Below are 23,814 nucleotides of genomic sequence, written 5' to 3'. Positions count from 1 at the left end.
TAGCCGTCCCGCGCGCGACTGTCACCCGTCGACGAGCCCGCTTGTGACCGGCACGGGCTTTGGGCTAACCTTCTCGCAACACGGCAGAATGAGGACATGCCCTTGGCGCCGACACCCCCGCGACCCTTGACCCTGCGCGACGTCTCAGAAGCGTCCGGCGTCTCCGAAATGACGGTCTCGCGCGTCCTTCGCAATCGGGGCGACGTGAGTGTGGCGACCCGCGAGAAGGTTCTCGAGGCCGCGAAATCGTTGGGATACGTGCCCAACAAGATCGCCGGTGCCCTCGCCAGCCAGCGCGTGAACCTCGTCGCCGTCATCATCCCGAGCCTTCGCAACATGGTCTTTCCGGAGGTCATGTCGGGGATCAGCGCGGTTCTCGAGGATACGGAGCTTCAACCGGTCGTCGGCGTCACGGATTACCTGCCCGAGAAGGAAGAGCGCGTCCTCTACGAGATGCTGTCCTGGCGGCCCTCTTCGGTCATTATCGCCGGGCTCGAACATTCCGATGCCTCGCGTGCGATGCTTGCGGCCTCCGGCATTCCCGTCGTCGAGATCATGGACACCGATGGCACACCGATTGACGCGATGGTCGGGATTTCTCATCGTCGCGCTGGACGCGAGATGGCGCAGGCGATTCTGAAGGCCGGCTACACGAATATCGGCTTCATGGGCACCAAGATGCCGCTGGATCACCGGGCGCGGAAACGGTTCGAAGGGTTCACCGAGACACTGGCGAAGGCCGGGGTCGAGATCATCGACCGCGAGTTCTATTCCGGCGGCTCCTCCCTCGCCAAAGGGCGCGAGCTGACCGAAGCCATGCTGGCGCGCACGCCCGAGCTCGATTTTCTTTATTATTCCAATGACATGATCGGCGCTGGCGGGATGCTCTACCTGCTCGAGAAGGGCGTCGACATTCCGGGCGAAATCGGGCTGGCCGGGTTCAATGGCGTCGAGCTTCTGGATGGCCTTCCCCGCCGGCTGGCGACCATGGATGCCGGCCGCGCCGAGATCGGACGCGCCGCGGCGAAGATCGTCGCGACCCTTGTCGAGACGCCTGACGCCCAGATCGACCGGATCGTGGAACTGACGCCCCGCGTCAAACCGGGCGATACGCTCAAGAAACGCTGAAACGTCACGCAGCTGTCACCGACTCACTGTAACCAACCCATGTTTCCGGGTCGCTCCGACGTGCATCGTGACTTCCGAACGACCTACCCGGCTATTCATTCTCTGTGTTTCGATTATCGGGGGGCGGCATCTGCTGCCCCCCACTTTCATGCGACGCGAGCCATGCATCCAGAGGGATGCGGGGTTTCCATTCTGGCGCTGGAAGCCTCAAGAGGCCGGGCGTATCTCTCAAGCCAAGGGAGGATCGAACCGTAGATAACCGCACGGAGATCCAAAATGGCATTCGCCTACATTCACGCCCACCGCACGGGCAAATCCAAGAACATCTTCGCTCGCATCCTCGATGGAATGATCTGGATCGGAGAGAACAACAGGCGCGTGCAACAGGCACAGGCCCTGCACGCCATGTCCGATGAACAGCTCGCCGAGCGCGGTCTGCGTCGCGAAGATATCGCCCGGCACGTTTTCCGGGACATCATGTTCGCCTGAAATCGCGTCGGATCGACATGAAAAAAACCGCTCCGGAGTCCGGAGCGGTTTTTTTGATGCCGGGCGGGATCAGGTGCGGATGTCCTGGATCTCTGCCAGACGCGCCTTGCGGTCCACGATGGACAAGATCGCACCCCAGGTCGCGAAAGACGCGACCACGGTAATCGCCATCAGGCAAAAAACGAGAAACGGTGTCATAACTGGCTCCCTGCGATTGGATGAACAAGAAACCCGAATTCGCGGATTTGTGTTCCGGAAATTGATTGAGGAACAAAATTCGTTCGGGAGTAATGCAAAAAAGCCGCGCCCCTCGGGACGCGGCTTTCGAATGCGCTGAGGCAGAACGGAAAAATCAGTTCTGCGCGTAGAATTCGATGACGAGGTTCGGTTCCATCTGAACGGCAAACGGCACGTCCGAAAGGCCCGGCTGACGCAGATAGGTCGCCGTCATCTTGGAGTGGTCGACCTCGATGTAATCGGGCACGTCGCGCTCGGGCAGCTGGGAGGCTTCGATCACGGATGCGAGCTGCTTGGACTTCTCGCGAACCTCGATCACGTCACCTTCCTTCACACGGTAGGACGGCACGTTCACCTTGCGGCCGTTCACGAGGACGTGGCCGTGGTTCACGAACTGGCGCGCGGCAAAGACGGTCGCCACGAACTTCGCGCGGTAGACGACCGCGTCGAGGCGGCGCTCCAGAAGGCCGATGAGGATCTCGCCGGTATCGCCGCGCTGACGCTCGGCTTCGGCGAAGATGCGGCGGAACTGCTTCTCGGTCAGATCGCCGTAATGGCCTTTGAGCTTCTGCTTGGCGCGAAGCTGAAGGCCGAAGTCGGACATCTTGCCCTTGCGGCGCTGGCCGTGCTGACCGGGGCCGTATTCACGGCGGTTGACCGGGGATTTCGGACGACCCCAGATGTTTTCGCCCATCCGGCGGTCGAGCTTGTACTTGGCAGAGGTGCGTTTGGTCACCGTCTGATCTCCTTCTGATGCGATGCCAGACGGGTGGTCGGCCCGGCATCTGTGAAGGGCGTTGTCCTCTGGGTGCATCGCACCCTGACAGGCATCCCCTTGCGGGGGCCACCAACACCAATGAAGGCGCGCTTATATCGGCCTTTGGCCCTGAGTCAACACGTGCCGTGCCCCAACGAATTCAATCGCATTGAGCGGGCTTTTCCTGGCATGGCGCGCTGTATCGTTAGGGCCGCGGTAAGGTGTTGCGTGAAATCTGGCGCGACACCGCATTCTTCGGAGTCCGCCGCATGTCCCGGCTCACTGATATCGACCAGCCGCGAAACGCGCTCGACGTCGCCGTTCAGGCGCGGGTGCGCGACGCCCCTGCGCTGGCGCGGGACGCGATCCGGCACCGGCGTGTCAAGCTCGCCTTCCAGCCGGTCGTGCAGGCGGCCGCGCAAGACCGCATCGCCTATCACGAGGCGCTTGCCCGCGTGCAGGACCCTCATGGCCGCAGCCTGCCCGCCGCCGATTTCATCCGCGTCATAGAAGAGGAGGAGGCAGGCCGTGCCCTCGATTGCGTGGTGCTGAGCAAGGGGCTCGGCATCCTGGCGCGCAATCCGGGCGTCCGCCTCGCTCTCAACCTCTCGGCGCGGTCCGTCGGCTACAGAAAATACGCGCGTATTCTCGAGCAGGGCCTCGGTGACGACCCAACGATAGCGGAGCGGTTGATCCTCGAGCTGCGCGATGCCTCGGTACAGCGCATCCCCGAACTCGTTTGGGATTTCATGAACCGATACGCGAGGACCGGCATTTCCTTCACACTCGACAATTTCGGCCAGGGGCCCAGCGATCTGGGCATGCTGACGCGGTTTCCGTTTGACATCGTCAAGGTCCACGGGACCGTAGTCAGGGGCGTCGGCGCCGATCCTGACCGGCAATCGCTTCTGCGCGCGATCCTCGCCATGGCACGGGAGATCGATCTGTTCACCGTCGCGGAAGGTATCGAAACGCTTGAAGACGCTCTTTTCGCCCGCGATGCCGGGATCGATTGCCTGCAGGGGTATTTCTTCGCCGCGCCCACGCTCGAGCCGCCCTGGCGCGCGACGGCATGGAAAAACAGCCGCGACTGACGCTAACAGTCCCTCGGCACGTGGTGCAGGTCTGTTGCCGAGCTTGGATGCATCCGATACGAGTTGGGCAACGCGCACGGCCCGTGCGCCTCTGGTGCGGGCCCGAGCGACCCATGCACGAGAGGAGAATGGGCCATGACCAATATCGTGATCGCATCCGCCGCACGGACAGCCGTCGGCAGCTTCAACGGCAGTTTCGCCGCCACTCCGGCCCACGATCTGGGCGCCGCCGTTCTGGAGGCGCTGGTGGAGCGTGCGGGCATCGACAAGTCCGAAGTCTCGGAGACGATCCTTGGCCAGGTTCTCACGGCGGCCCAGGGCCAGAACCCAGCACGGCAGGCGCACATTAACGCTGGCCTTCCTGAAGGAAGCGCGGCCTGGGGCATCAACCAGGTCTGCGGCTCGGGTCTTCGCGCCGTTGCGCTCGGCGCGCAGCACATCATGCTCGGTGATGCGGAGATCATCTGCGCCGGCGGTCAGGAAAGCATGTCTCTCAGCCCCCATGCGGCGCATCTGCGCGCCGGCCACAAGATGGGCGACGTCAAGTATATCGACACGATGATCCGCGACGGACTTTGGGACGCGTTCAACGGCTACCACATGGGCCAGACCGCCGAGAATGTCGCCGAGAAGTGGCAGATCAGCCGCGAGCAGCAGGACGAATTCGCCCTCGCCTCCCAGAACAAGGCCGAAGCCGCGCAAAAGGCTGGCCGCTTCGACGACGAGGTGATCCCCTTCACGGTCAAGACCCGCAAGGGCGATATCGTGGTGGACAAGGACGAGTACATCCGCCTCGGCGCGACCATCGACAACATGCAGAAGCTGCGCCCCGCCTTCACGAAAGATGGCAGCGTCACCGCGGGCAACGCCTCGGGTCTCAATGACGGTGCTGCCGGCGCGCTTCTGATGACCGCCGAGAATGCGGAAAAGCGCGGCATCGAGCCGCTGGCGCGCATCGCGTCTTACGCGACCGCGGGTCTCGATCCGTCGATCATGGGCGTCGGTCCGATCTACGCGTCGCGCAAGGCGCTCGAGAAGGCAGGCTGGAAACCGGAAGATCTCGATCTCGTCGAAGCGAACGAGGCCTTCGCGGCACAGGCCTGCGCGGTCAATAAGGACATGGGCTGGGACCCCGAGATCGTGAACGTCAACGGAGGCGCAATCGCCATCGGCCACCCGATCGGCGCTTCGGGCGCGCGCGTTCTGAATACGCTTCTCTTCGAGATGAAGCGCCGCGACGCCAAGAAGGGACTCGCGACACTCTGCATCGGCGGCGGCATGGGCGTCGCCCTCTGCGTCGAGCGCGACTGAAAGAGCGGGCGGGGGTCAAACTCCCGCCTTTTTTCATGGCGCACGCGTTCAAGCCCCCCACGCAACTCGTCTTCTCCGGAGGCGGTCTGCGCTGCTTCTGGCAGGGCGGCTTTCTCGAGGTCGTCTGCAAGGAGCACGAGATCGCGCCCAAGCGGGTCACCGGCGTGTCGGGCGGCGCGCTCTCGGCGGTGGGGTTCCTCTCGGGCCGCGAGCACGATCTCTATGACGAGATGTGCGCCGCCTTCGAGGAACAGCACCGCAACCACAATGCCGACTCGCTCTTCGACGAGAAGGAAGGCGGGCTGACCCCGCATCAGGAAATCTACTGCGAGGTGGTCGAGAACGCCATCGATGCGGAGGCGGAGCGGCGCATTGCCGACGGTCCGCAGCTGCAGATCCTGATCGCCCATCCGCCCGCTTCGAAGGCGCCGGCCACGACGGGCGCAGCGATGGCGATGGCCTATCAGACCGAGCTCTACATCAAGTCGAGCCCGCATTTCGGCTGGGCCGAGAAGATGGGTCTGACCTATTCGCTCGTCGATGCGAACAAGGCCGCACGCGAGGGCAAGCTCGTGCATCTCGTCTGTGCAGCAGCGACGATCCCCCCGGTGTTCAAGCCGCCCCAATGGGACGACAAGCCGGTGATCGACGGCGGCATGGCCGACCAGGCCCCGATGCCCGATCCCGACGAAGGCGACACGACGATCCTCCTGACCCGGCGCTACCGGAACCTGCGAAACGAGGATCGTCTGACCTATATCGCACCGAGCGAGGCGACACCCGCCGACAAGATCGACTTCACCGATCCACAGAAACTGCGATTGACCTGGGAGCAGGGCGAGGCCGATGCGCGGCGGTGGCTTGACGGCAAGCTGGATTGATGGTCTCTCGACACATGAAATAATGTTGCGCGTGAGGGGCGCGCGATAGCAACACTATTACCAAGCGAGGAGGAAGACATATGGGACGTGTAGCATTGGTCACTGGCGGTAGCCGGGGCATCGGCGCGGCAATTTCGAAAGCGCTGAAAGCCGAAGGTTACGAAGTGGCGGCGACCTATGCCGGCAATGACGAGAAGGCCAAGGCCTTCACCGACGAGACCGGCATCAAGACCTATAAGTGGAACGTCGCCGATTACGAGAGCTCCAAGGAGGGCCTCGCCCAGGTCGAGGCCGATCTCGGCCCGATCGAGGTCGTCGTCGCCAATGCCGGCATCACCCGCGATGCGCCCTTCCACAAGATGACGCCCCAGCAATGGCAGGAGGTCATCGACACCAACCTCACCGGCGTGTTCAACACGGTCCACCCGCTCTGGCCGGGCATGCGCGAGCGCGGCTTCGGCCGGATCATCGTCATCTCCTCGATCAACGGTCAGAAAGGCCAGTTCGCGCAGGTCAATTACGCCGCGACCAAGGCGGGCGATCTCGGCATCGTCAAGTCGCTGGCGCAGGAAGGCGCGGGCAAGGGCATCACCGCCAACGCGATCTGCCCCGGCTACATCGCGACAGAAATGGTCATGGCCGTCCCCGAGAAGGTCCGCGAAGCGATCATCGGCCAGATCCCCGCAGGCCGCCTCGGCGAGCCCGAGGAGATCGCGCGCTGCGTGACCTTCCTCGCCTCGGACGACTCGCAATTCATCAACGGCTCGACGATCTCCGCCAACGGCGCTCAGTTCTTCGTCTGATCTCCGTTGCAATGCCGCCCGCAAGGGCGAAAGAGCCCCGTCCCCGCGGTCGGGGCTCTTGCTTTTTCGCACAGACGTCGCGCGTAAACTCGCATTTACGCGCAGAACTACGCGCCTATCTTTGCCGCGAACAGAGATGGAGGGAGATCCCATGATCAAGGACATCCAAGGCCTGCACCATGTCACCTCGCTGGCATCGGGCGCCCAGACGAACAACGATTTCTTCACCAAGACGCTCGGCCTTCGCCGGATCAAGAAGACAGTGAATTTCGACGCGCCCGAGGTTTATCACCTCTATTACGGTGACGAGATCGGCACGCCCGGTACGGTCATGACCTATTTCCCTTTCCCCAATGCCCGCCGCGGCCGCGCCGGTACCGGAGAGGTCGGAACAACCGTGTTTTCCGTGCCGAAAGGCGCCCTTGGCTATTGGGAAGAAAGGCTGTCTGCCGCTGGCACTCCCAATCTCACCCGTGACAGCCGCTTCGGCCAAGAGAGGCTGCGCTTCGCGGGGCCCGACGGCGACGGCTTCGCGCTCGCTGAGGTCGACAGCGACAACCGCTCGCCGTGGACGGGTCACGGCGTTCCGGCGGATGTGGCCATCCGCGGCTTTCACTCAACTGACATGCGGCTCACCGACACCGCTGCGACGGCGGAGCTTTTGACCTTCATGGGCTATGAGAAGGTGGACGCGCAGGGGGAAGTCACGCGCTTTGCCATTCCGGGCGGCAACGACGCCAACACGATCGACCTTACCAAGATCGCCGCGCCGCATGCCGATCAGGGGGCAGGTTCGGTCCACCACGTCGCATTCGCCGTCGAGGACCGCGCGACGCAACTCGCCGTGCGCCGGGCGCTTTCCGACACGGGATACCAGGTCACGCCGGTGATCGACCGGGATTATTTCTGGGCGATCTACTTCCGCACGCCCGGCGGCGTGCTCTTCGAAGTGGCGACCAACGAGCCCGGATTCGACCGAGACGAGGATACCGCGCATCTCGGCGAAGCACTGAAATTGCCGAGTCAGCACGAACATCTGCGGGCAGCTTTGGAAAGCCGGTATCTGGAGCCGATCCATGACTGAGGCGAGCTATACCTACGCCGAGACGGAGGGCGCACCCGGTGCGCCCCTCGTCTTTACCTTTCATGGCACCGGCGGAACCGAGCAGCAATTCCACCGCTTCGCCTCGGATCTTGTGCCCGGTGCGCATGTCATCTCGCCGCGCGGCGATGTCTCGGAACATGGCGCTTTGCGCTACTTCCGTCGAACAGGCGAAGGCGTCTACGACATGGAAGACCTGGCGCAGAGACGCGCCGCGATGACGGGATTTCTGAAGGCTCATGTCTCTCGGCTGGGTGCGCGCCGCGTTATCGCGCTCGGGTACTCCAACGGCGCGAATATCGTCGCGGCGGTTGCGCTCGAAGCGCCCGAGATCTTTACCGATTTGGCGCTTTTGCACCCGCTGATTCCGTGGGCCCCTGCCCCGCAGCCGGGTCTCTCGGGCCGGCGCATCCTGATCAGCGCGGGCGAGCGCGATCCGATCTGTCCCGCGCCAAAGACACAGGCACTCGTTGACTACTTTGGAGAGCAGGGCGCGGATGTCACCGCACGTTGGCATCCCGGCGGGCACGAGATCGCACATTCCGAGATAGAGGCTCTGTCCGAGTTTCTGTCCTGACTGAACAAGTCCTCAACTGTCCGGCACCGCGGATCGCGCGGTGCCGAAAAGGATTATCGCGCCGCGTCAGTGCATGGGATGCGCGGACAGACGCGAGATTTCCTCCTTGAGCCGCAGCTTCTGCTTCTTGAGCTCAGCCACGCGAAGACCGTCCGTCCCGGGAGAGCGCTGGGCCGCCTCCACCTTGTCCGACAGGATCGCATGCTTTTTCTTCAGCTCCGACAGGTGCGAACTCAGGCTCATGGTAGACCTCCTAGACTGATGTGAGACTCCGAAGTGGAGCATAAGACACATAGGAAGTCACGCTGCAGGCGCAAAATCCGCAAAGCAAAACACCGCCGATTGTAATTTTATTGATCGGATGCCCCGAAATGGAGCGCAGCCGCCTCGCGGAGCACCGCACGGATGCGCGGGGCGTAGTCTTCGCCATCTCGGACGTGATGCGAGCCTTCATGCAGGACGATCGGAGCGTGAAGGCGAAACTCCGCGCGTCCGCCCTTGCGGCCTCGCACCAGCACGAGCCGCGCCGCGCGGCCTGTTCGCGGCGCGAGAGGTTGCACTTCGAGGCTGCCAAGCAAGCCCTGCATCGCGTCCAAAAGCTCCGGCAGGCGCTCGGCCCGGACGATCATCGTCAGCCGCCCGGCTGGCGCGAGGCGCTTCGATCCCGCGCGCACCCAATCTGCAAGCGGGGTCTCCTCGCCGCGTCCGGCCTCCCGGCCCGCATCCCGCGCGGCGGTCCGGTCGGCCGCTTGAAAATAGGGCGGGTTGGCAATGATATGATCGAAACTCTCGGCCCGGAGCTCGGCCGGCATCTCCCGCAAATCCGCCGCGAAGATCCGCGCGGCGATGCCCGTCGCCCCAGCGTTTCGCACCGCAAGGTCCGCGTAGGCCGCCTGTCGCTCCAGCCCGGTCAGCGACAGGCCAGGCACACGCGCGCCCAGCGCCAGAAGTGCCGGCCCCGCGCCGCACCCAAGGTCCAGCACCCGCTCGCCTCGGCGCGCGGGCACGGAGGCGGCCAGGAGAATCGGGTCGATCCCCGCGCGGTATCCCGATTTCGGCTGATAAAGCGTGATCCGTCCGCCAAGAAACGCGTCATGGCTCAGCTCCGCCTCGGCGAAGCCCAGCCCGTCAGCCGTCAAGCTTGACCCCGTTTTCCCAAAGTGCCGTCCTCGCACGCGCCAGGTCGCTCGAGCGCACCATAAGGCGGCGCGGCAAAATGCCGATGGAGCCTTCGAGGACGCTCATGTTTACGTCCAACTCGAAGCTCTCTATACCCTCGTCGTCGAGTATGGCTCGAGCCAGGGGGATCAGCGTGATGTCATTCGTGCGCAGCAATTCTTCCATGGGCGCGAGTTAACCTTCTCCTATTTCGAGTGTCGAGAGCCCGGAGACCCCATGAGCCTGGATCACCCCGCGCAGAAACCGCATGACCGCCTCGCCGCCGCTCTCGAGTCAGAGATGGGCGAGGTCAACACGCTCATCCGCACGCGGATGGCCTCTGAACATGCGCCGCGCATCCCCGAAGTCACCGCGCATCTTGTTGAAGCGGGCGGCAAACGTCTGCGCCCGATGCTGACGCTCGCCGCGGCGAAGATGTGCGGGTATCCCGGTCCCTACCACGTGCATCTCGCCGCGACGGTGGAGTTCATTCACACCGCGACGCTCTTGCATGACGACGTCGTGGACGAGAGCGCCCAGCGACGCGGGCGGCCGACCGCAAACCTTCTCTGGGACAACAAGTCGAGCGTCCTGGTGGGCGACTATCTTTTTGCCCGCTCCTTCCAGCTGATGGTCGAGACAGGCAATCTGCGCGTGCTCGACATCCTGTCGAACGCCGCTGCGACGATTGCCGAAGGCGAGGTGCTGCAGCTTTCCGCCGCGCAGGATCTTAGAACAGACGAGTCCATCTACCTCAAGGTCGTGCGCGGCAAGACCGCCGCGCTCTTCTCGGCGGCGACCGAGGTCGGCGGCGTGATCGCGGGCGTCGACGAGGCGCAGGTTGAGGCGCTTTTCGACTACGGTGACGCGCTCGGCATCGCCTTCCAGATCGTCGACGATCTGCTTGACTACCAGGGCGATACGAAGGCCACCGGCAAGAATGTCGGCGACGATTTCCGCGAGCGCAAACTGACGCTGCCGGTCATCAAGGCCGTCGCACAGGCAGACGCCGAGGAGCGTGCCTTCTGGTCTCGCGTCATCGAGAAGGGCAAGCAGGAAGACGGCGATCTCGATCACGCGCTGATGCTGCTCGACCGGCACGGCGCGCTCGAGGCGACGCGCGACGATGCGCTCGGCTGGTCGGCGAAGGCAAAGGACGCGATGTCCAAACTTCCGCGAAGCGATCTGCGCGAGATGCTGATCGATCTGGCGGATTACGTGGTCGCGCGGATCAGCTAGGGCCTTGCCAGAGGGGCAAGGCTCAGCCACGCTGACGGCAAAGCCGTTGACTGGTTTATCATGCGCCGCTCCACGATCCTCGCCCCGCTTCTGATTCCGACCGCGCTTGTCGCCGCCGATCTGCCTGCGCCCGTCACAGACGACGATTACCGCCCGGTCAGGATCTCCGAGGCTTGGCTCGGCCAGCAGCTCTTTTACGATCCGATCCTGTCGGGCAACCGCGAAGTGGCCTGCGCGTCCTGCCACCATCCGGAGTTCGGAACCGGTGACGGGCTCTCGCTCGGGCTCGGCGATGGCGGCATCGGGATGGGGCCGAAGCGCACGCCCAACCCTGACAACATGCCGGAGCAGCGTATTCCCCGGAACGCCCAGGCGCTGTGGAACCTCGGGGCTCACGAGTTCCGGGTGATGTTCCACGATGGCCGCGTCGAGATCCGCGAGGATGGCTCCATCCGCACCCCGCTTGGGCAGGACATGGTTGAAGATTTCGCCTCGCTCCTCTCCGCGCAGACCATGTTTCCTGTCCTGTCGGCCGATGAAATGGCCGGGCATCACCAGGAAAACGAGATCTCGACCGCCGTGCGCCAAGGTCGATTGACCGGCGAAGGCGGGGCCTGGGATCTCATCGCCCGGCGTGTCGCGGGGGTTGAGGGCTACGCGCAAAGCTTCCCGGCGGTCTATGCGGATATCGAGACATCCGAGGACATCACCTTCACCCGTATCTCGGACGCGATCGCCGCCTTCATCGAATTCGAATGGCGCTCGGATCAGAGCCCGTTCGACGCCTACCTGCGCGGCGAGGATGCCCTGAGCACCGAAGCGGAGCGCGGCATGACGCTGTTTTACGGCGAGGCAGGCTGCGCGGAGTGTCATTCGGGTAAATTCCAGACCGACCACGGGTTCCACGCGATGGGGGATGTGCAGCTCGGCCCCGGCAAGGCGGCCGCTTTCGAAAGCCACGCGCGCGATGAGGGACGCATGCGCGTGACCGGCGATCCGGCCGACGCCTTCGCGTTTCGCACGCCCTCCCTTCGCAATGTCGCGCTGACGTCGCCTTACGGTCACGCGGGCGCTTATGACGAGCTTGCCGCGTATCTTCGTCATCATGTCGACCCGCGCGCAAAGTTGGAAAGCTACGAGACAAGCGCGGTGCTGCCCGCGCTTCAGACGGAGGATTGGCGGATTCTCTCGGACAGCGACGAGCGCGCCGCGATTGCAGCCGCGGTGCATCGCGCGCCCGCCCCTCTCGACGAAGGCGAGATCGCAGCGCTGGTCGCCTTCCTCGAGGCTCTGACCGATCCTGCCGCCCGCGAAGGTCGTCTCGGCATTCCGGCATCGGTTCCGAGCGGCCTGCCCGTGCCTACTCCCTGACGAGGCGGTGGAGCCCGTTCAGCCTGAGCCGCAGCGGGCCGGCCTGCGTGCCGTCGGGCCAAGTGATTTCGACCCGTGCCGAGCCGGCATCCCCAAGGCCCCAATGCAGAGGCCCGGCATCGCCGCCGGCATGGCCGCCGCCAACGGTGACTTCCTGCAAGCGGCCGTTCACCCGAACCTCGGCACCGACAGCGCCGGGATTTGGACCGGGCTGCACGAGATCTATGGCGATCCAGTTCCCGGTCTGCTCGGTCACGTTGCGGTACAGCTCCATCCCGGCACGCCGATTGACCACGACGAGATCGAGCCTGCCGTCGAAATCGAGATCGCTGAGCGCCGCACCCCGCGCACGGTCCAGCGTCGCAATGCCAGCGATCTCGCCATACTCAACGAACGTGCCGTCCTCTTTCTGCATCAGCAGGTTGTTGGGATCGTCCATCGCCATGCCGGGCATCTGGTCGACATTGCCCTTCGCGATGAAGAGATCGTCGAGCCGGTCGTTGTTCACATCGCCGAACTCCGCGTGCCAGCCGGTCGAGGGTCGGCCATCGCCGCCGGTGAAGGGCCGCTGCGCGTAGGTGCCGATCTCGAACGGGGCGGCCTTGTAGCCATCCCGATCCGCGATCTGCAAAAGCTGGTCGCCCATCGAGGTCAGCATGACTTCCGCGCGCCCGTCCCCGGTCAGATCGCGCGCGGCGATGCCCATGCCCCAGAGTTGCGGGCCATCCCAGCCATCCGCTTCGGTCAGAAAGCGCCGCTCGCCAATATCCCACATCTGCTCGGCTCCGCCGCGCACGTAATAATGCCGGTCGTTGGAGATACGCAGCGTGGGCTCGCGGCGCCAATCCTTCGAGGCGAGCATCGACAAGGGGCAGAAGCCCGGCGTCAGTTCCTCGGTCTCGTAGCCGTCCGGGCCAGGCCTCAGGATCGCGTTGGCATCGCAGGCCTCGAACGGGCCGTCCGGATCGCTGCGGTCGACATAGTGACCCACTGCCAGCGTTGGCCGGTCCTCGCCGGGTTCGAACCATGCAGTGAAAGCCGTTGTCCATTGATCCGTCTGTGGCAGGCCGATCTCTTCGGTGCCGTCGCGAAACGCGCAATTCCCCTCGCCCAGAAGGGCCAGGTCGGGGCCGACGCGCATCACGTAGAGGTCGATCTCCGCGTCGTCATCGAGATGCAGCGGATAGGCTCCGGTCACTCCCGTCAGTTCCGGCAGGTCGCCCTTTGCGAATTGCATGCCCCCTTCGTTGAGAAACAGCGCCGCGGGGGTCTCGCCACCGGCGGCGAAGAGGTCGGGCAAACGGTCGTCGTTGCAATCGAAGACCGCGACGCCGCCGCCCACGAAATGCTCCCATCCGCCGGAATAGACATGGTCATCAAGCGGAGTGTCGATCCGCTCGAATCGCGGCTCGCCGAATGCGGGGCTGGCGATCAGCGCCGCGGCCAGGATGGTCCTCATGCCGCGCCTCCGAGAATGCGGTCCGTCTCTGCCGAGAGGGCCAGCGCCGTCGCCCCGCGCGCCCAGACAAGGTCGCCCCAGGCGTGGATCTCGATGCGCGCGGGCGTGCGCCCCTCGTTGAGCGACAGCGCGGCGACTTCCGCCAGCACCTCGTCGGCATAGAGGTAATCGTAGCGCATGCGCGCGCCCGATAGAATGATGAGTTCGGGATCGAAGAGCTGCACGACGTTCGACAGGCCGAGCGAGAGGTAGCGCCCGGCACGGGAGAAGATCGTGCGGGCGGCCCGGTTGCCGGCGCGCGCCTCCTGGAACAGCGCCTCGATGGCGCGGTGCGGCGCGGCAATGGTCTCCGGTCCGTGGTCGAGCGCGATCGCGGCCTCGCGGGCGAGCGCGTAATCGGCGACATAGGCTTCGAGACAGCCGCGCTTGCCGCAGCGGCAGAGCGCGCCGTCGAGCTGCACCTTCGTGTGACCAAGTTCGAGGCCCATCCCGCGCGAGCCGCGGAACGGCCGGTTGCCGAGTACCATGCCCATGCCGACGCCCTGCTCGATCGTGACGACGGCGAAGTCGCTTTTCGCGCGGCCCGCGCCGAACCAGAGCTCCGCGAGGCCAAGCATGTTGACGTCGTTGTCGAGATGGACCGGAAGCTTGAGCCGCGTCTCCAAAGCCGCCTTCAGGTCGATGTCCGTCTCGCGCATCAGGGGCGACCAGAGCACGTGGCCGCGATCGTGATCGACAAGCCCCGGCAATCCTACCGCTAGGGCCGAAAGCGCGGATAGATCAAGTCCGACCTGTGTCAGTGTCCTCTCGACCAGCGCGGCGACCTCATCGACCCGCTCCGCCATCGGGCGCCGACCGGCGCGCGCCTCGGACGTGAGCGCGCCAAGCTCCGCCCCTGCGAAGTCCGAGATCATCGCGGAGTGGATCTGGTCCGAGAGCTTCACACCGAGAACGCAGCCCGAAGACCCGACGACACTGAGCGCGATGGGTGGGCGGCCCCGCACGGCGGCACGATCCGTTTCCTCGACCTCTTCGAGCAGTCCGCGCGCGATCAGATCCGCCGAGATCTGCGTGACCGAGCCGGCGCTGATCCCGACATCGCGGGCGGTCTCGGCGCGGGTGGCCCGCCCTCGCGCACGCACATGCTCGAATACCTGTTGCCGCAGCGGTTTCGCCTCGCCATTGTCACCGCGCAGGAGCGGGCCGCACCCCTCGGCCATAAGCGAATCGCCACCCGCATCTAGCGCTGATGGCGCACCGAATTTCTTTACATCTCGAATATAAGCGGTCTGCTCGTCGGCCATACTTTCCTCATTCCAGCGCAAGACTGGCTCTCCCCGCCGCCGATTTCGACATTTTCACGTATATCCTGTCAATTTTATTTTGACACGTGAAGATAATAAACGCATCTTCCTTGGTCAGGGTCACAAGACTCGGCGCCCGCCCAGGAGAGGCGGGCGACACGTATAGGGAGGAAGACATGCATAAGGCATTGCTTGCCGCCGTCGTCGCGACGGTCGGCTTCAGTTCGGCAGCCATCGCCCAGGACAACCTGACCGTGGGCGTGAGCTGGTCGAATTTCCAGGAAGAGCGCTGGAAGACCGATGAGGCGGCGATCCGGTCCGCACTCGACGAGGCTGGCGCAGAATATGTCTCGACCGACGCGCAATCCTCGTCCGCCAAGCAGCTCTCGGATGTCGAGAGCCTGATCGCGCAGGGCGTCGACGCGCTCATCATCCTCGCGCAGGACTCACAGGCCATCGGCCCCGCCATCGACGCAGCCTTCGCAGAGGGCATTCCGGTCGTCGGCTATGACCGTCTGATCGAGGACGACCGCGCCTTCTACCTGACCTTCGACAACGTAGAAGTCGGCCGGATGCAGGCCCGTGCCGTGCTCGAGGCCGCGCCCACCGGCAATTACGTGATGATCAAGGGTTCGCCCACCGACCCCAACGCGGATTTCCTCCGCGGCGGTCAGCAGGAAGTCCTGCAGGAAGCCATCGACGCCGGTGACATTACCATCGTCGGCGAGGCCTATACCGATCAGTGGCTCCCCGCGAACGCGCAGCGTAACATGGAGCAGATCCTGACCGCGCAGGACAACAACGTCGATGCGGTCGTCGCCTCCAATGACGGCACCGCCGGCGGCGCTGTCGCAGCGCTCACCGCTCAGGGCATGGAAGGTATCCCGGTCTCCGGCCAGGACGGCGACCACGCCGCGCTGAACCGTATCGCGCAAGGCACGCAGACCGTGTCCGTCTGGAAAGACGCCCGCGACCTCGGAAACCGCGCCGGCGAGATCGCCCTGTCGCTCGCTGGTGGCACCGAGATGTCCGAGATCGAAGGCGCCGAAGAGTGGACGTCGCCCGCGGGCACGACGCTCTGGGCCGAGTTCCTCGAGCCGGTCCCGGTCACGGCGGACAACCTATCCGTTGTCGTCGATGCCGGCTGGATCGAGCAGGAAGCGCTCTGCCAGGGCGTCGAGAACGGCCCCGCGCCCTGCAACTGATCCTGGCGATCTGAACACGTCCCGCGGCGGATAGCCGCCGCGGGACTTTCACTTCAAGCCCCCAATCGCACCGCCCGGACGCCCCTCACGCGCCGCGCCCGGTCCGAGCCCCGAGACGAGCCAATCCCATGAGCGACACGACCCAAGCCTCCTCCTCCGGCGGACGGCAGCGCCGATCCATCTGGAAGAGCCTCGAGATCGACCCACGCCTCCTCGGCATGATCGGGGCGTTCATCGCCATCGCGGTCATCTTCAACATCATGACGGGCGGGCGATTCCTGACGCCGCGCAACATTTTCAACCTGACGATCCAGACGGTCTCGGTCGCGATCATGGCGACCGGCATGGTCTTCATCATCGTCACCCGGCACATCGATCTTTCGGTCGGCGCGCTTCTCGCGACCTGTTCGGCGGTCATGGCGATGATGCAGACGCGCTGGCTGCTCGACTTTGGCTTCGATCTCGGCCATCCGCTTCTGCCCTGGCTCGCCATCGGGGCGGGCATCATCGTCGGCACGATCATCGGCGCCTTCCAGGGCTGGCTCGCGGGGTATCAAGGCATCCCGGCCTTCATCGTGACGCTCGGAGGCTTGCTCGTCTGGCGAAACGTCGCCTGGTATCTCACGGACGGACAGACAATCGGGCCACTCAACGAGACCTACTCCGCCTTCGGCGGCATACAGGGCACTCTCGGCTCGTTCTGGAGCTGGGTCGTCGGCCTCATCGCCGTCGCGGCGGCACTCGTCGGCCTATGGTCCGCGCGCCGCAACAAGGTCGCGCACGACTTCCCGGTCAAGCCGCTCTGGGCCGAAGGCGTGGTCGCGGCGATCATCGCGGGCGGCATCCTCGGCTTCGTCTGGATCCTGACCTCCTACGAGATCCCCCAGCGCGTGCTGGAGCGGGACTTCGAAGCCGCGGGCCGCGTTCTGCCCGAAGGCTATACCGCGTCCTACGGTCTGCCCTTCTCGGTCCTCGTCCTGATCGCGGTCGCCATCGTCATGACGATCATCGCAACGCGCACGCGCCTAGGCCGCTACATCTTCGCAACCGGCGGCAACCCGGACGCGGCGGAGCTGTCGGGCATCAACACCAAGCTTCTCACGGTAAAGGTTTTCGCGATCCTCGGCGCGCTCTGCGCGATCTCCGCGGTCGTGGCCTCTGCACGCCTTGCCAACCACACCAACGACATCGGCACGCTCGACGAGCTGCGCGTCATCGCAGCCGCCGTGATCGGGGGCACTGCGCTCTCGGGCGGGATCGGCACGATCTACGGTGCGATCCTCGGCGCGCTCATCATGCAATCGCTACAATCGGGCATGGCGATGATGGGCGTCGACGCGCCGTTCCAGAACATCGTCGTGGGCGGCGTCCTGGTTCTCGCCGTGTGGATCGACATCCAGTACCGCAAATGGACGGGAGAAGGAAAATGACGACTCCCCTGGTCGAACTCAAGAACATCTCGATCGCCTTCGGCGGCGTGCAGGCGGTGGACGATGTGTCCATCAGCCTGATGCCCGGCGAGGTCCTGGGCCTCCTCGGCCACAACGGCGCGGGCAAGTCGACGCTCATCAAGATCCTGTCGGGCGCCTACAAGATGGATTCCGGCGAGATCCGTATCAACGGCGAGAAGGTGGACATCTCCTCCACCCGCGATGCGCGCCGACACAACATCGAGACGATCTACCAGACCCTCGCGCTGGCCGACAATCTCGATGCACCGTCGAACCTCTTTCTCGGACGCGAGCTGACCAACGTCTTCGGCCTCGTCGACGATGCGCGCATGGAAGCCGAGACGCGCAAGATCATGAAGCGGCTCAATCCCAACTTCAAAAAGATCACCGAGCCGGTCTCGGCGCTCTCGGGCGGCCAGCGCCAGTCTGTCGCTATCGCCCGCGCGGTCTATTTCAACGCCAGGATCCTGATCATGGACGAGCCGACCGCCGCGCTCGGCGTCCACGAGACGCAGATGGTCGCCGACCTCATCAAGGAGCTGAAGGCGCAAGGTCTGGGCATCTTCCTCATCAGCCACGACACGCGCGAGATGATGGAGCTCTGCGACCGCGTCTCCGTGATGAAGAACGGCCAGCTGATCGGCACCGAACGGGTCGAGGACGTGACCGAGGACGACATCCTGTCGATGATCATCCTTGGCAAGAATCCTCGCGAAAAAGCGGTCGCCTGAGGTAATTCATGTATATCGGACTGGACCTCGGAACGTCGGGCCTGAAGGCCGTTCTCGTCGACGACACGCAAACGATTCGCGCGGAAAAGACCGTCCCGCTCACCGTCGCCCGCCCCGCGCCCGGCTGGTCCGAACAGGATCCCGAAAGCTGGTGCGAGGCGGCGGATCAGGCGATGGCCGGGCTTGGCGATCTCTCTGCCGTGCGCGCGATCGGGCTCTCGGGGCAGATGCACGGCGCGACGCTTGTCGGCGCGGATGACCGCGCGCTGCGCCCGTCAATCCTCTGGAACGACACGCGCGCGAGCGAAGAGGCCGCGGAACTCGACGCGGACCCGCGCTGGCGCGAGATCACCGGCAATATCGTCTTTCCAGGCTTTACGGCGCCAAAGCTTGTCTGGGCCGCCCGTCACGAGCCCGAAGCCTTCGCCGCGACCAAGCGCGTGCTTCTGCCGAAGGATTACCTGCGCCTCTGGCTGACCGGCGAGGCCGTGGCCGAGATGTCCGATGCGGCGGGGACGTCGTGGCTCGATACCGGCGCGCGGGACTGGTCGGACGAGCTCTTGTCGCTGACAGGGCTGTCGCGCGGACACATGCCGCGCCTCGTGGAAGGCTCGGAGCCTTCCGGCATCGTCCGGCCCGAACTTGCCAGCCGCTGGGGCCTGCCCGAAGGCGTCACCGTTGCGGGCGGGGGTGGCGACAACGCGGCCTCGGCCATCGGCTGCGGCGTGGTGCGCGCAGGTGAAGCCTTTGTCTCGCTCGGCACGTCCGGCGTCCTCTTCGCGGCCGCCGATGCCTATCAGCCCGCGCCGGAAACGGCGGTTCACACCTTCTGCCACGCATTGCCCGGCACCTGGCACCAGATGGGCGTGATCCTTGCCGCGACCGACGCGCTCAACTGGTATGCCGGTACGGCCGGCAAAGAGGCCTCGGCGCTGACCGGCGCGCTCGGAGCGCTCGAACCTCCGGCGCGAACGCTGTTTCTCCCCTATCTCGGCGGCGAGCGGACCCCGCATAACGATGCGCGCATTCGCGGTGCGTTCCTAAATCTCGATCACGCCTCCGACCAGGCCGCGCTGACGCGCGCGGTCCTGGAGGGCGTGACCCATGCCATCCGCGATTGTTTCGATGCGCTGACCGCCACGGGCACACGGATCGAAAAGCTGATCGCCGTGGGTGGCGGCGCGCGGTCCGACTACTGGCTGTCGGCGCTGGCGACCTCGCTCGAGCTTTCGGTCGAACGGCCTGTCTCGGGCGATTTCGGCGGTGCCTTCGGCGCGGCTCGGCTTGCAATGATGGCCGATGGTGCGAGCGCGGATATCGCCCAACCGCCAGAGACCGACCGCGTCTTCGCCCCCGACCCCGCGCTTCGCGATGCCTTCGCCGATGCACATGCCCGCTACCGCGCGGCCTACCACGCACTCAAGGACCTGACATGACTGATTTCTTCAAGGACATCCCGCCAATCCGCTTCGAGGGAACTGAGAGCGACACGGAATTCGCCTTCCGCCATTACGACCCATCCGAAACGCTGGGCGGCAAGACCATGGCCGAGCATCTGCGCTTCTCGGTCGCCTACTGGCATTCCTTCGCCTGGGAGGGCGGCGATCCCTTCGGCGGCCAGACCTTCGAGCGGCCTTGGTTCGGAAACACGATGGACGCTGCCAAGATGAAGGCCGACGCCGCCTTCGAGATGTTCCGCATCCTCGGCCAGCCCTTCTTCTGCTTTCACGATGTCGACGTGCGTCCCGAGGGCGAGACCTTCGCGGAAAGCCTGAGCAACCTTGAAGAGATCACCGATTATCTCGGTCAGAAAATGGACGAGACCGGCACGCGTCTTCTCTGGGGCACGGCCAACATGTTCACCCATCGCCGCTGGATGTCTGGCGCGGCAACCAACCCCGACCCCGATGTCTACGCCTATGCGGCGGCGACGGTGAAATCCTGCATGGATGCCACCAAGAAGCTCGGCGGCGCGAATTACGTGCTCTGGGGCGGGCGCGAAGGATACGAGACGCTGCTGAACACTGACCTCAAGCGAGAGCGTGAGCAGGCCGGACGGTTCCTGAACGCGGTGGTCGACTACAAGAAGAAGATCGGCTTCGAGGGCGCGATCCTTCTCGAGCCGAAGCCCCAGGAGCCCTCCAAGCACCAGTACGATTACGACGTGGCCACGGTTTACGGCTTCCTCAAGGAATTCGGCCTCGAGAACGAGGTGCAGATGAATATCGAGCAGGGTCACGCGATCCTGGCGGGCCACAGCTTTGAACACGAGCTGGCGATGGCGGCGGCGTTCGGTATTCTTGGCTCGATCGACATGAACCGGAACGATTACCAATCGGGTTGGGACACCGACCAGTTCCCGAACAACGTGCCCGAAGTCGCGCTGGCCTATTACGAGGTGCTGCGAGCAGGCGGGTTCGTCTCGGGCGGCACCAATTTCGACGCCAAACTGCGCCGCCAATCGCTTGATGCGGAAGACCTGATCCTGGCGCATGTTGGCGGAATGGACACCTGCGCGCGCGGCTTCAAGGCGGCCTGGGCGATGCTCGAGGACGGCTCGCTCGAAGAGGCGCGAGCGGCGCGCTACGCGGGCTACGACAGCTCTGATGTCCTCGGCCAGGACCTCGGCACGCTCTACGAGCGGGTTCTGGAAGAGAACATCAATCCAAGCCCGCGTTCGGGGCGTCAAGAACGGCTGGAGAACCTGGTGAACCGCTTCGTCTAAGACGCCGCTCCCCTTCTTTGGATTGGCTCAAATACCGCGGGGAGCGCGAGGGGCAGCGCCCCTCGCCCTTCACGGGTTGAGCGTTACGGCCCGGACCCACCAATTGCCCTGCGCGGCTGAGATCCGGTTTGCCGCCGCGTCGGCTGCCGCGGCATCGGTATAGATTCCGAAACAGGTCGCGCCAGATCCCGACATCTGTGCGAAAAGCGCATCGTCCAGCGCCGCGAGCGCGGTTTCGATCTCGGGCGCGGCGGCTATGGCTGGCGCGGTCAGGTCGTTCCGTGTGCCAGAAAGGAAATCGGCGACATCGGCGACATCGCGCGTTTCGGGCCAGGTCTCGGGCATCGGCGGGTTTTCTCGCGCCGTCAAAGTCCTGAAGATCTCCGCAGTCGACACGCCGACACCCGGATTGACGAGAACGGCGGGCATCTTCGGCAAGCCCGGCACGATCCGGATCGCCTCGCCTGCGCCTGAAATGCGCTGCGCCTTGGGATCGAGGCACATCGGCACATCGGCGCCAAGCGCCATCGCCTGACGCGGCAGGGGCATGCCCCACAGCTCGCACAGGGCCCGCAAGACAGCCGCGGCGTCTGACGATCCGCCGCCGATCCCGGCTGCGCTCGGCAAGTGCTTTTCAAGCGTGATCTTCGCGCCGCGTACAGGGTCCAGGAACCGCGCCGCCCGAAAGACAAGGTTGTCCTCGCCATCCGGCACGCCATCGGCCATCGGACCTGTCACATCGAGCGACAGATCCTCGGCTGCCTCAACCCGCACCACGTCGCCAAGATCGGCGAACACGACCAGGCTGTCGAGGAGGTGATATCCGTCGGCTCGTCGTCCGGTGATGTGCAGCGAGAGGTTGAGTTTGGCTGGTGCGCGTTCCTCAATTACCATTGCCAACGGCCACGTCGAGGGGTGCGGATCCTTCCTCTTCGAGAACCCGGTCAAGCCCGACCTCGAGCTTGCGGCGGATCCTCTCGGGATCGGCATCCTCGGAGACATTCTCGAAATCGACGAAGGAAAGCGCGCGCTTCCACATGAATTCGGCTTCAAGCTCGCGCCCCACGGCCCAGTAGGCATCGCCGAGATGGTCGTTCACGACCGGATCGATGGGCATGAGTTCGGCGGCCCGCTCGAGCTGATCCACCGCCTCTTCGTAGCGGCCGAGCCGGTAGTAGACCCAGCCGAGACTGTCGACGATGTAGCCTGCATCCGGGCGCGCCGCGACGGCACGTTCGATCATATCGAGCGCCTCGTCGAGTTTCACCTGTTGCTCGACCAGCGAATAACCGAGGTAATTGAGCACTTGCGGCTGTTCGGGGTTGAGCTCCAGCGCGGCGCGGAAATCGGCTTCGGACTCCTCCCAATTGCCAGAGCGCTCATAGGCGATACCGCGGGCATAGTAGAGGAACCACTGCTCGCGCGCTTCCTCTTCATAGCTATCGAGCGCGCGGGTATAGGCCGCGATCGCCTCGTCATACCGCTCTTCGCGGCGCAGGAAATCCGCGAGGGTCGATTGCACGACGGGCAAATCGCCATGGGTCTCCGCGAGACTCTGCAGTGCTTCGAGCGCGGCATCGGTACGGCCGATCTCGCGCAGCGCCTCGGCGCGGCCGATCTCGGCGGCATGAAAGGCAGGATCGTCGCGCGGGACGGTGTCATAGGTCTCGGCGGCCAGCTCGTACTGCTCGAGCGCGCGCAGCAGCTCGGCAGCCATGAGGGTCGCATCCGCGAAGTCCGGTTTGAGATGCTGGGCGACACGCGCATAGAGAAGAGTGAAATCCTCGCTCGCATCCGTCGTCAGCGCAGAGCCGATGGTAAAGAACGTCTCCGCAAGCCCGTCCTTCGCGCCGCGGATCATGTCGAAGGGCACTGTCTCACCAGCGTCCAGCCGAGCGACTAGGTCACGCAGTTCGGGATCGAGCCCGGAATTGAAGCTCTGGTCGATCAGCGCGAGCGCTTCCTCGTTGCGGTCGAGCTGGCTGAGGATGGCGGTGCGCGCAAGAATGCCGCGGCGGGTGAAATCGACACCGCCGCCCATCTCGCCGGAAAAGAGCGCATCCGCCCCTTCGAAATCGCCGACGGAGGCGAGCGCCAGGGCCTTGTGATAGGCCGCGAAGGGCGCCAGTCCTTGCGTCTCGCCCACCGCGTCGAAGGCGTTCAGCGCAGATGACATGTCGCCCTGCCCCAGCAGCGACCAGGCACGGATCAGGCCATCAACGAGCGGGCCCGCGCCACGATCGTTATCGATCGCCGCTAGGACCGCGGCGTAGTTTTCGCGCTCCATGTCCGCGGCGAGCACCGCCATTTGCCCGACTTGCGTATTCTGGCCCGTCTCCAGAATGCGTTCTCCGAGGTCCGCGGCGCGCTCGACATTGCCGAGGGACATATGCGCCAGGGCGGAGCGCTCCAGGAATTCGAGACTTTCGGGGTCATGCATCAGCGTGCGATCGAAATACCGCGCGGCGGCTTCGAAATCGCCGCTCATGCCGGCATGGCGGGCGGCGAGGTAATCGCCCGCGACACCTTGCGCCTCTGCGCCGATGGGCAGGGCAAGCGCCAGTGACGCCAGCGCGGCTTTCGTCCAATGCGTGGTGGGGCCGGTCATTGGCATATCCTTCGGCTCGGGCCTCGTATTTCGCATAAGACTAACCCTGCCCCGCCCCGGCTTGCAATGCGGACAGCGCCACAGGGATCTGCACAGGCTCGCACGATGCGGTGAGGGCTGCTTTGCAGAGCGCAGAATACGAAAAGGGCGGCCCCGAAAGGCCGCCCCAGGCGTCATGCATCAT

24 protein-coding genes are annotated in these 23,814 nt (G+C 64.7%); 15 read left to right on the top strand and 9 right to left on the bottom strand.

From position 1 onward, the window contains the following. The first annotated feature begins 102 nt into the window (after window positions 1–102). Both FIU91_RS02315 and FIU91_RS02310 read left to right on the top strand, forming a co-directional pair. Window positions 103–1,128: a LacI family DNA-binding transcriptional regulator gene (locus tag FIU91_RS02315; protein WP_245760234.1), complete on the top strand. Its 1,026-nt coding sequence runs from the start codon at window positions 103–105 to the stop codon at window positions 1,126–1,128. Between the two features lie 276 nt (window positions 1,129–1,404). Then, window positions 1,405–1,617, top strand: coding sequence for a DUF1127 domain-containing protein (locus tag FIU91_RS02310; RefSeq protein ID WP_152461254.1), 213 nt, complete (start codon window positions 1,405–1,407; stop codon window positions 1,615–1,617). A gap of 69 nt (window positions 1,618–1,686) precedes the next feature. On the opposite strand, the gene FIU91_RS19720 is transcribed toward FIU91_RS02310, so the two are convergent. After that, window positions 1,687–1,815: a hypothetical protein gene (locus tag FIU91_RS19720; protein ID WP_256371896.1), complete on the bottom strand. Its 129-nt coding sequence runs from the start codon at window positions 1,813–1,815 to the stop codon at window positions 1,687–1,689. 154 nt (window positions 1,816–1,969) lie between these two features. Then, window positions 1,970–2,590, bottom strand: coding sequence for a 30S ribosomal protein S4 (rpsD, locus tag FIU91_RS02305; protein ID WP_093011625.1), 621 nt, complete (start codon window positions 2,588–2,590; stop codon window positions 1,970–1,972). Window positions 2,591–2,880: 290 nt separating this feature from the next. Here rpsD and FIU91_RS02300 point away from each other — a divergent pair, with 290 nt between their 5' ends. From FIU91_RS02300 to FIU91_RS02275, 6 genes are all read left to right on the top strand, one after another. Further along, window positions 2,881–3,705, top strand: coding sequence for an EAL domain-containing protein (locus FIU91_RS02300; RefSeq protein ID WP_254702022.1), 825 nt, complete (start codon window positions 2,881–2,883; stop codon window positions 3,703–3,705). Window positions 3,706–3,840: 135 nt separating this feature from the next. Continuing rightward, on the top strand, window positions 3,841–5,016 hold the full coding sequence (locus tag FIU91_RS02295; RefSeq protein ID WP_093011622.1) for an acetyl-CoA C-acetyltransferase: 1,176 nt from the start codon (window positions 3,841–3,843) through the stop codon (window positions 5,014–5,016). Between the two features lie 35 nt (window positions 5,017–5,051). Beyond that, entirely contained in the window at window positions 5,052–5,897 is an 846-nt protein-coding gene (locus tag FIU91_RS02290; RefSeq protein ID WP_152461253.1) for a patatin-like phospholipase family protein, read from the top strand. An 80-nt stretch (window positions 5,898–5,977) separates the two neighbouring features. Next, window positions 5,978–6,700: an acetoacetyl-CoA reductase gene (gene phbB, locus FIU91_RS02285; protein ID WP_093011616.1), complete on the top strand. Its 723-nt coding sequence runs from the start codon at window positions 5,978–5,980 to the stop codon at window positions 6,698–6,700. Between the two features lie 151 nt (window positions 6,701–6,851). After that, the gene (locus tag FIU91_RS02280) at window positions 6,852–7,784 is read left to right on the top strand and encodes a VOC family protein (RefSeq protein ID WP_152461252.1); all 933 of its coding nucleotides are present in this window, start codon (window positions 6,852–6,854) and stop codon (window positions 7,782–7,784) included. After that, the gene (locus FIU91_RS02275) at window positions 7,777–8,379 is read left to right on the top strand and encodes an alpha/beta hydrolase (protein ID WP_152461251.1); all 603 of its coding nucleotides are present in this window, start codon (window positions 7,777–7,779) and stop codon (window positions 8,377–8,379) included. The genes FIU91_RS02280 and FIU91_RS02275 overlap by 8 nt, the downstream gene beginning before the upstream one ends. Before the next feature lie 66 nt (window positions 8,380–8,445). Here the strand turns inward: FIU91_RS02275 and FIU91_RS02270 are convergent, their stop codons facing one another. From FIU91_RS02270 to FIU91_RS02260, 3 genes are all read right to left on the bottom strand, one after another. Continuing rightward, window positions 8,446–8,622 (bottom strand): YdcH family protein, encoded by a 177-nt coding sequence (locus FIU91_RS02270; protein WP_093011607.1) that lies wholly within the window; start codon window positions 8,620–8,622, stop codon window positions 8,446–8,448. A 107-nt stretch (window positions 8,623–8,729) separates the two neighbouring features. Next, on the bottom strand, window positions 8,730–9,518 hold the full coding sequence (locus tag FIU91_RS02265) for a tRNA1(Val) (adenine(37)-N6)-methyltransferase (RefSeq protein WP_254702021.1): 789 nt from the start codon (window positions 9,516–9,518) through the stop codon (window positions 8,730–8,732). Beyond that, window positions 9,508–9,723 carry a DUF2007 domain-containing protein gene (locus FIU91_RS02260; protein ID WP_093011601.1) on the bottom strand — a complete coding sequence of 72 codons (216 nt, stop codon included), beginning with the start codon at window positions 9,721–9,723 and terminating at the stop codon, window positions 9,508–9,510. Before FIU91_RS02260 ends, FIU91_RS02265 begins: the two co-directional genes overlap by 11 nt. A 51-nt stretch (window positions 9,724–9,774) precedes the next feature. Here FIU91_RS02260 and FIU91_RS02255 point away from each other — a divergent pair, with 51 nt between their 5' ends. Both FIU91_RS02255 and FIU91_RS02250 read left to right on the top strand, forming a co-directional pair. Next, the gene (locus tag FIU91_RS02255; RefSeq protein ID WP_093011598.1) at window positions 9,775–10,776 is read left to right on the top strand and encodes a polyprenyl synthetase family protein; all 1,002 of its coding nucleotides are present in this window, start codon (window positions 9,775–9,777) and stop codon (window positions 10,774–10,776) included. A 60-nt stretch (window positions 10,777–10,836) separates the two neighbouring features. Then, window positions 10,837–12,147, top strand: a complete 1,311-nt coding sequence (locus FIU91_RS02250) for a cytochrome-c peroxidase (protein WP_152461250.1) — start codon at window positions 10,837–10,839, stop codon at window positions 12,145–12,147. Here the strand turns inward: FIU91_RS02250 and FIU91_RS02245 are convergent. Next, entirely contained in the window at window positions 12,137–13,606 is a 1,470-nt protein-coding gene (locus tag FIU91_RS02245; protein WP_152461249.1) for a VCBS repeat-containing protein, read from the bottom strand. The two genes, FIU91_RS02250 and FIU91_RS02245, sit on opposite strands and share 11 nt — an antisense overlap. Next, the gene (locus tag FIU91_RS02240) at window positions 13,603–14,826 is read right to left on the bottom strand and encodes an ROK family protein (protein WP_152463615.1); all 1,224 of its coding nucleotides are present in this window, start codon (window positions 14,824–14,826) and stop codon (window positions 13,603–13,605) included. The genes FIU91_RS02245 and FIU91_RS02240 overlap by 4 nt, the downstream gene beginning before the upstream one ends. A 260-nt stretch (window positions 14,827–15,086) precedes the next feature. Here FIU91_RS02240 and xylF point away from each other — a divergent pair, with 260 nt between their 5' ends. The 5 genes from xylF (at window position 15,087) to xylA (ending at window position 21,022) form a co-directional block, all read left to right on the top strand. Further along, window positions 15,087–16,115 (top strand): D-xylose ABC transporter substrate-binding protein, encoded by a 1,029-nt coding sequence (xylF, locus tag FIU91_RS02235; protein ID WP_152461248.1) that lies wholly within the window; start codon window positions 15,087–15,089, stop codon window positions 16,113–16,115. A 128-nt stretch (window positions 16,116–16,243) separates the two neighbouring features. After that, window positions 16,244–17,545, top strand: coding sequence for a sugar ABC transporter permease (locus tag FIU91_RS02230; protein WP_152461247.1), 1,302 nt, complete (start codon window positions 16,244–16,246; stop codon window positions 17,543–17,545). Next, window positions 17,542–18,297 carry an ATP-binding cassette domain-containing protein gene (locus tag FIU91_RS02225; protein ID WP_093011585.1) on the top strand — a complete coding sequence of 252 codons (756 nt, stop codon included), beginning with the start codon at window positions 17,542–17,544 and terminating at the stop codon, window positions 18,295–18,297. Before FIU91_RS02230 ends, FIU91_RS02225 begins: the two co-directional genes overlap by 4 nt. An 8-nt stretch (window positions 18,298–18,305) precedes the next feature. Further along, on the top strand, window positions 18,306–19,733 hold the full coding sequence (gene xylB, locus FIU91_RS02220) for a xylulokinase (RefSeq protein ID WP_152461246.1): 1,428 nt from the start codon (window positions 18,306–18,308) through the stop codon (window positions 19,731–19,733). Beyond that, window positions 19,730–21,022, top strand: a complete 1,293-nt coding sequence (xylA, locus tag FIU91_RS02215) for a xylose isomerase (RefSeq protein WP_152461245.1) — start codon at window positions 19,730–19,732, stop codon at window positions 21,020–21,022. The genes xylB and xylA overlap by 4 nt, the downstream gene beginning before the upstream one ends. 69 nt (window positions 21,023–21,091) lie before the next feature. On the opposite strand, the gene FIU91_RS02210 is transcribed toward xylA, so the two are convergent. Together FIU91_RS02210 and FIU91_RS02205 are read right to left on the bottom strand one after the other, a co-directional pair. Continuing rightward, window positions 21,092–21,916: a 4-(cytidine 5'-diphospho)-2-C-methyl-D-erythritol kinase gene (locus FIU91_RS02210; protein ID WP_152461244.1), complete on the bottom strand. Its 825-nt coding sequence runs from the start codon at window positions 21,914–21,916 to the stop codon at window positions 21,092–21,094. After that, a complete protein-coding gene (locus tag FIU91_RS02205) occupies window positions 21,906–23,630 on the bottom strand; it encodes a tetratricopeptide repeat protein (RefSeq protein ID WP_152461243.1) in 1,725 nt (574 codons plus the stop codon). Before FIU91_RS02205 ends, FIU91_RS02210 begins: the two co-directional genes overlap by 11 nt. Between the last annotated feature and the right edge of the window lie 184 nt (window positions 23,631–23,814).

Source organism: Roseivivax sp. THAF30 (genome assembly GCF_009363575.1).
Classification (GTDB): Bacteria; Pseudomonadota; Alphaproteobacteria; order Rhodobacterales; family Rhodobacteraceae; genus Roseivivax; species Roseivivax halotolerans.
Note: the sequence above shows the minus strand (reverse complement) of the source record. Positions and strands in the feature narration are given on the sequence as shown.

What these genes read in the sequence shown, in the direction of transcription:
- xylA (WP_152461245.1), top strand. Translation starts at nt 19,730, where the DNA reads ATGACTGATTTCTTCAAGGACATCCCGCCAATCCGCTTCGAGGGAACT.
- FIU91_RS02280 (WP_152461252.1), top strand. Translation starts at nt 6,852, where the DNA reads ATGATCAAGGACATCCAAGGCCTGCACCATGTCACCTCGCTGGCATCG.
- FIU91_RS02290 (WP_152461253.1), top strand. Translation starts at nt 5,052, where the DNA reads ATGGCGCACGCGTTCAAGCCCCCCACGCAACTCGTCTTCTCCGGAGGC.
- FIU91_RS02260 (WP_093011601.1), bottom strand. Translation starts at nt 9,723, where the DNA reads ATGGAAGAATTGCTGCGCACGAATGACATCACGCTGATCCCCCTGGCT.
- FIU91_RS02240 (WP_152463615.1), bottom strand. Translation starts at nt 14,826, where the DNA reads ATGGCCGAGGGGTGCGGCCCGCTCCTGCGCGGTGACAATGGCGAGGCG.
- FIU91_RS02275 (WP_152461251.1), top strand. Translation starts at nt 7,777, where the DNA reads ATGACTGAGGCGAGCTATACCTACGCCGAGACGGAGGGCGCACCCGGT.
- FIU91_RS02205 (WP_152461243.1), bottom strand. Translation starts at nt 23,630, where the DNA reads ATGACCGGCCCCACCACGCATTGGACGAAAGCCGCGCTGGCGTCACTG.
- FIU91_RS02225 (WP_093011585.1), top strand. Translation starts at nt 17,542, where the DNA reads ATGACGACTCCCCTGGTCGAACTCAAGAACATCTCGATCGCCTTCGGC.
- phbB (WP_093011616.1), top strand. Translation starts at nt 5,978, where the DNA reads ATGGGACGTGTAGCATTGGTCACTGGCGGTAGCCGGGGCATCGGCGCG.
- FIU91_RS02295 (WP_093011622.1), top strand. Translation starts at nt 3,841, where the DNA reads ATGACCAATATCGTGATCGCATCCGCCGCACGGACAGCCGTCGGCAGC.
- FIU91_RS02310 (WP_152461254.1), top strand. Translation starts at nt 1,405, where the DNA reads ATGGCATTCGCCTACATTCACGCCCACCGCACGGGCAAATCCAAGAAC.
- FIU91_RS02270 (WP_093011607.1), bottom strand. Translation starts at nt 8,622, where the DNA reads ATGAGCCTGAGTTCGCACCTGTCGGAGCTGAAGAAAAAGCATGCGATC.
- FIU91_RS19720 (WP_256371896.1), bottom strand. Translation starts at nt 1,815, where the DNA reads ATGACACCGTTTCTCGTTTTTTGCCTGATGGCGATTACCGTGGTCGCG.
- xylF (WP_152461248.1), top strand. Translation starts at nt 15,087, where the DNA reads ATGCATAAGGCATTGCTTGCCGCCGTCGTCGCGACGGTCGGCTTCAGT.
- FIU91_RS02245 (WP_152461249.1), bottom strand. Translation starts at nt 13,606, where the DNA reads ATGAGGACCATCCTGGCCGCGGCGCTGATCGCCAGCCCCGCATTCGGC.
- FIU91_RS02300 (WP_254702022.1), top strand. Translation starts at nt 2,881, where the DNA reads ATGTCCCGGCTCACTGATATCGACCAGCCGCGAAACGCGCTCGACGTC.
- FIU91_RS02255 (WP_093011598.1), top strand. Translation starts at nt 9,775, where the DNA reads ATGAGCCTGGATCACCCCGCGCAGAAACCGCATGACCGCCTCGCCGCC.
- xylB (WP_152461246.1), top strand. Translation starts at nt 18,306, where the DNA reads ATGTATATCGGACTGGACCTCGGAACGTCGGGCCTGAAGGCCGTTCTC.
- FIU91_RS02230 (WP_152461247.1), top strand. Translation starts at nt 16,244, where the DNA reads ATGAGCGACACGACCCAAGCCTCCTCCTCCGGCGGACGGCAGCGCCGA.
- FIU91_RS02210 (WP_152461244.1), bottom strand. Translation starts at nt 21,916, where the DNA reads ATGGTAATTGAGGAACGCGCACCAGCCAAACTCAACCTCTCGCTGCAC.
- FIU91_RS02250 (WP_152461250.1), top strand. Translation starts at nt 10,837, where the DNA reads ATGCGCCGCTCCACGATCCTCGCCCCGCTTCTGATTCCGACCGCGCTT.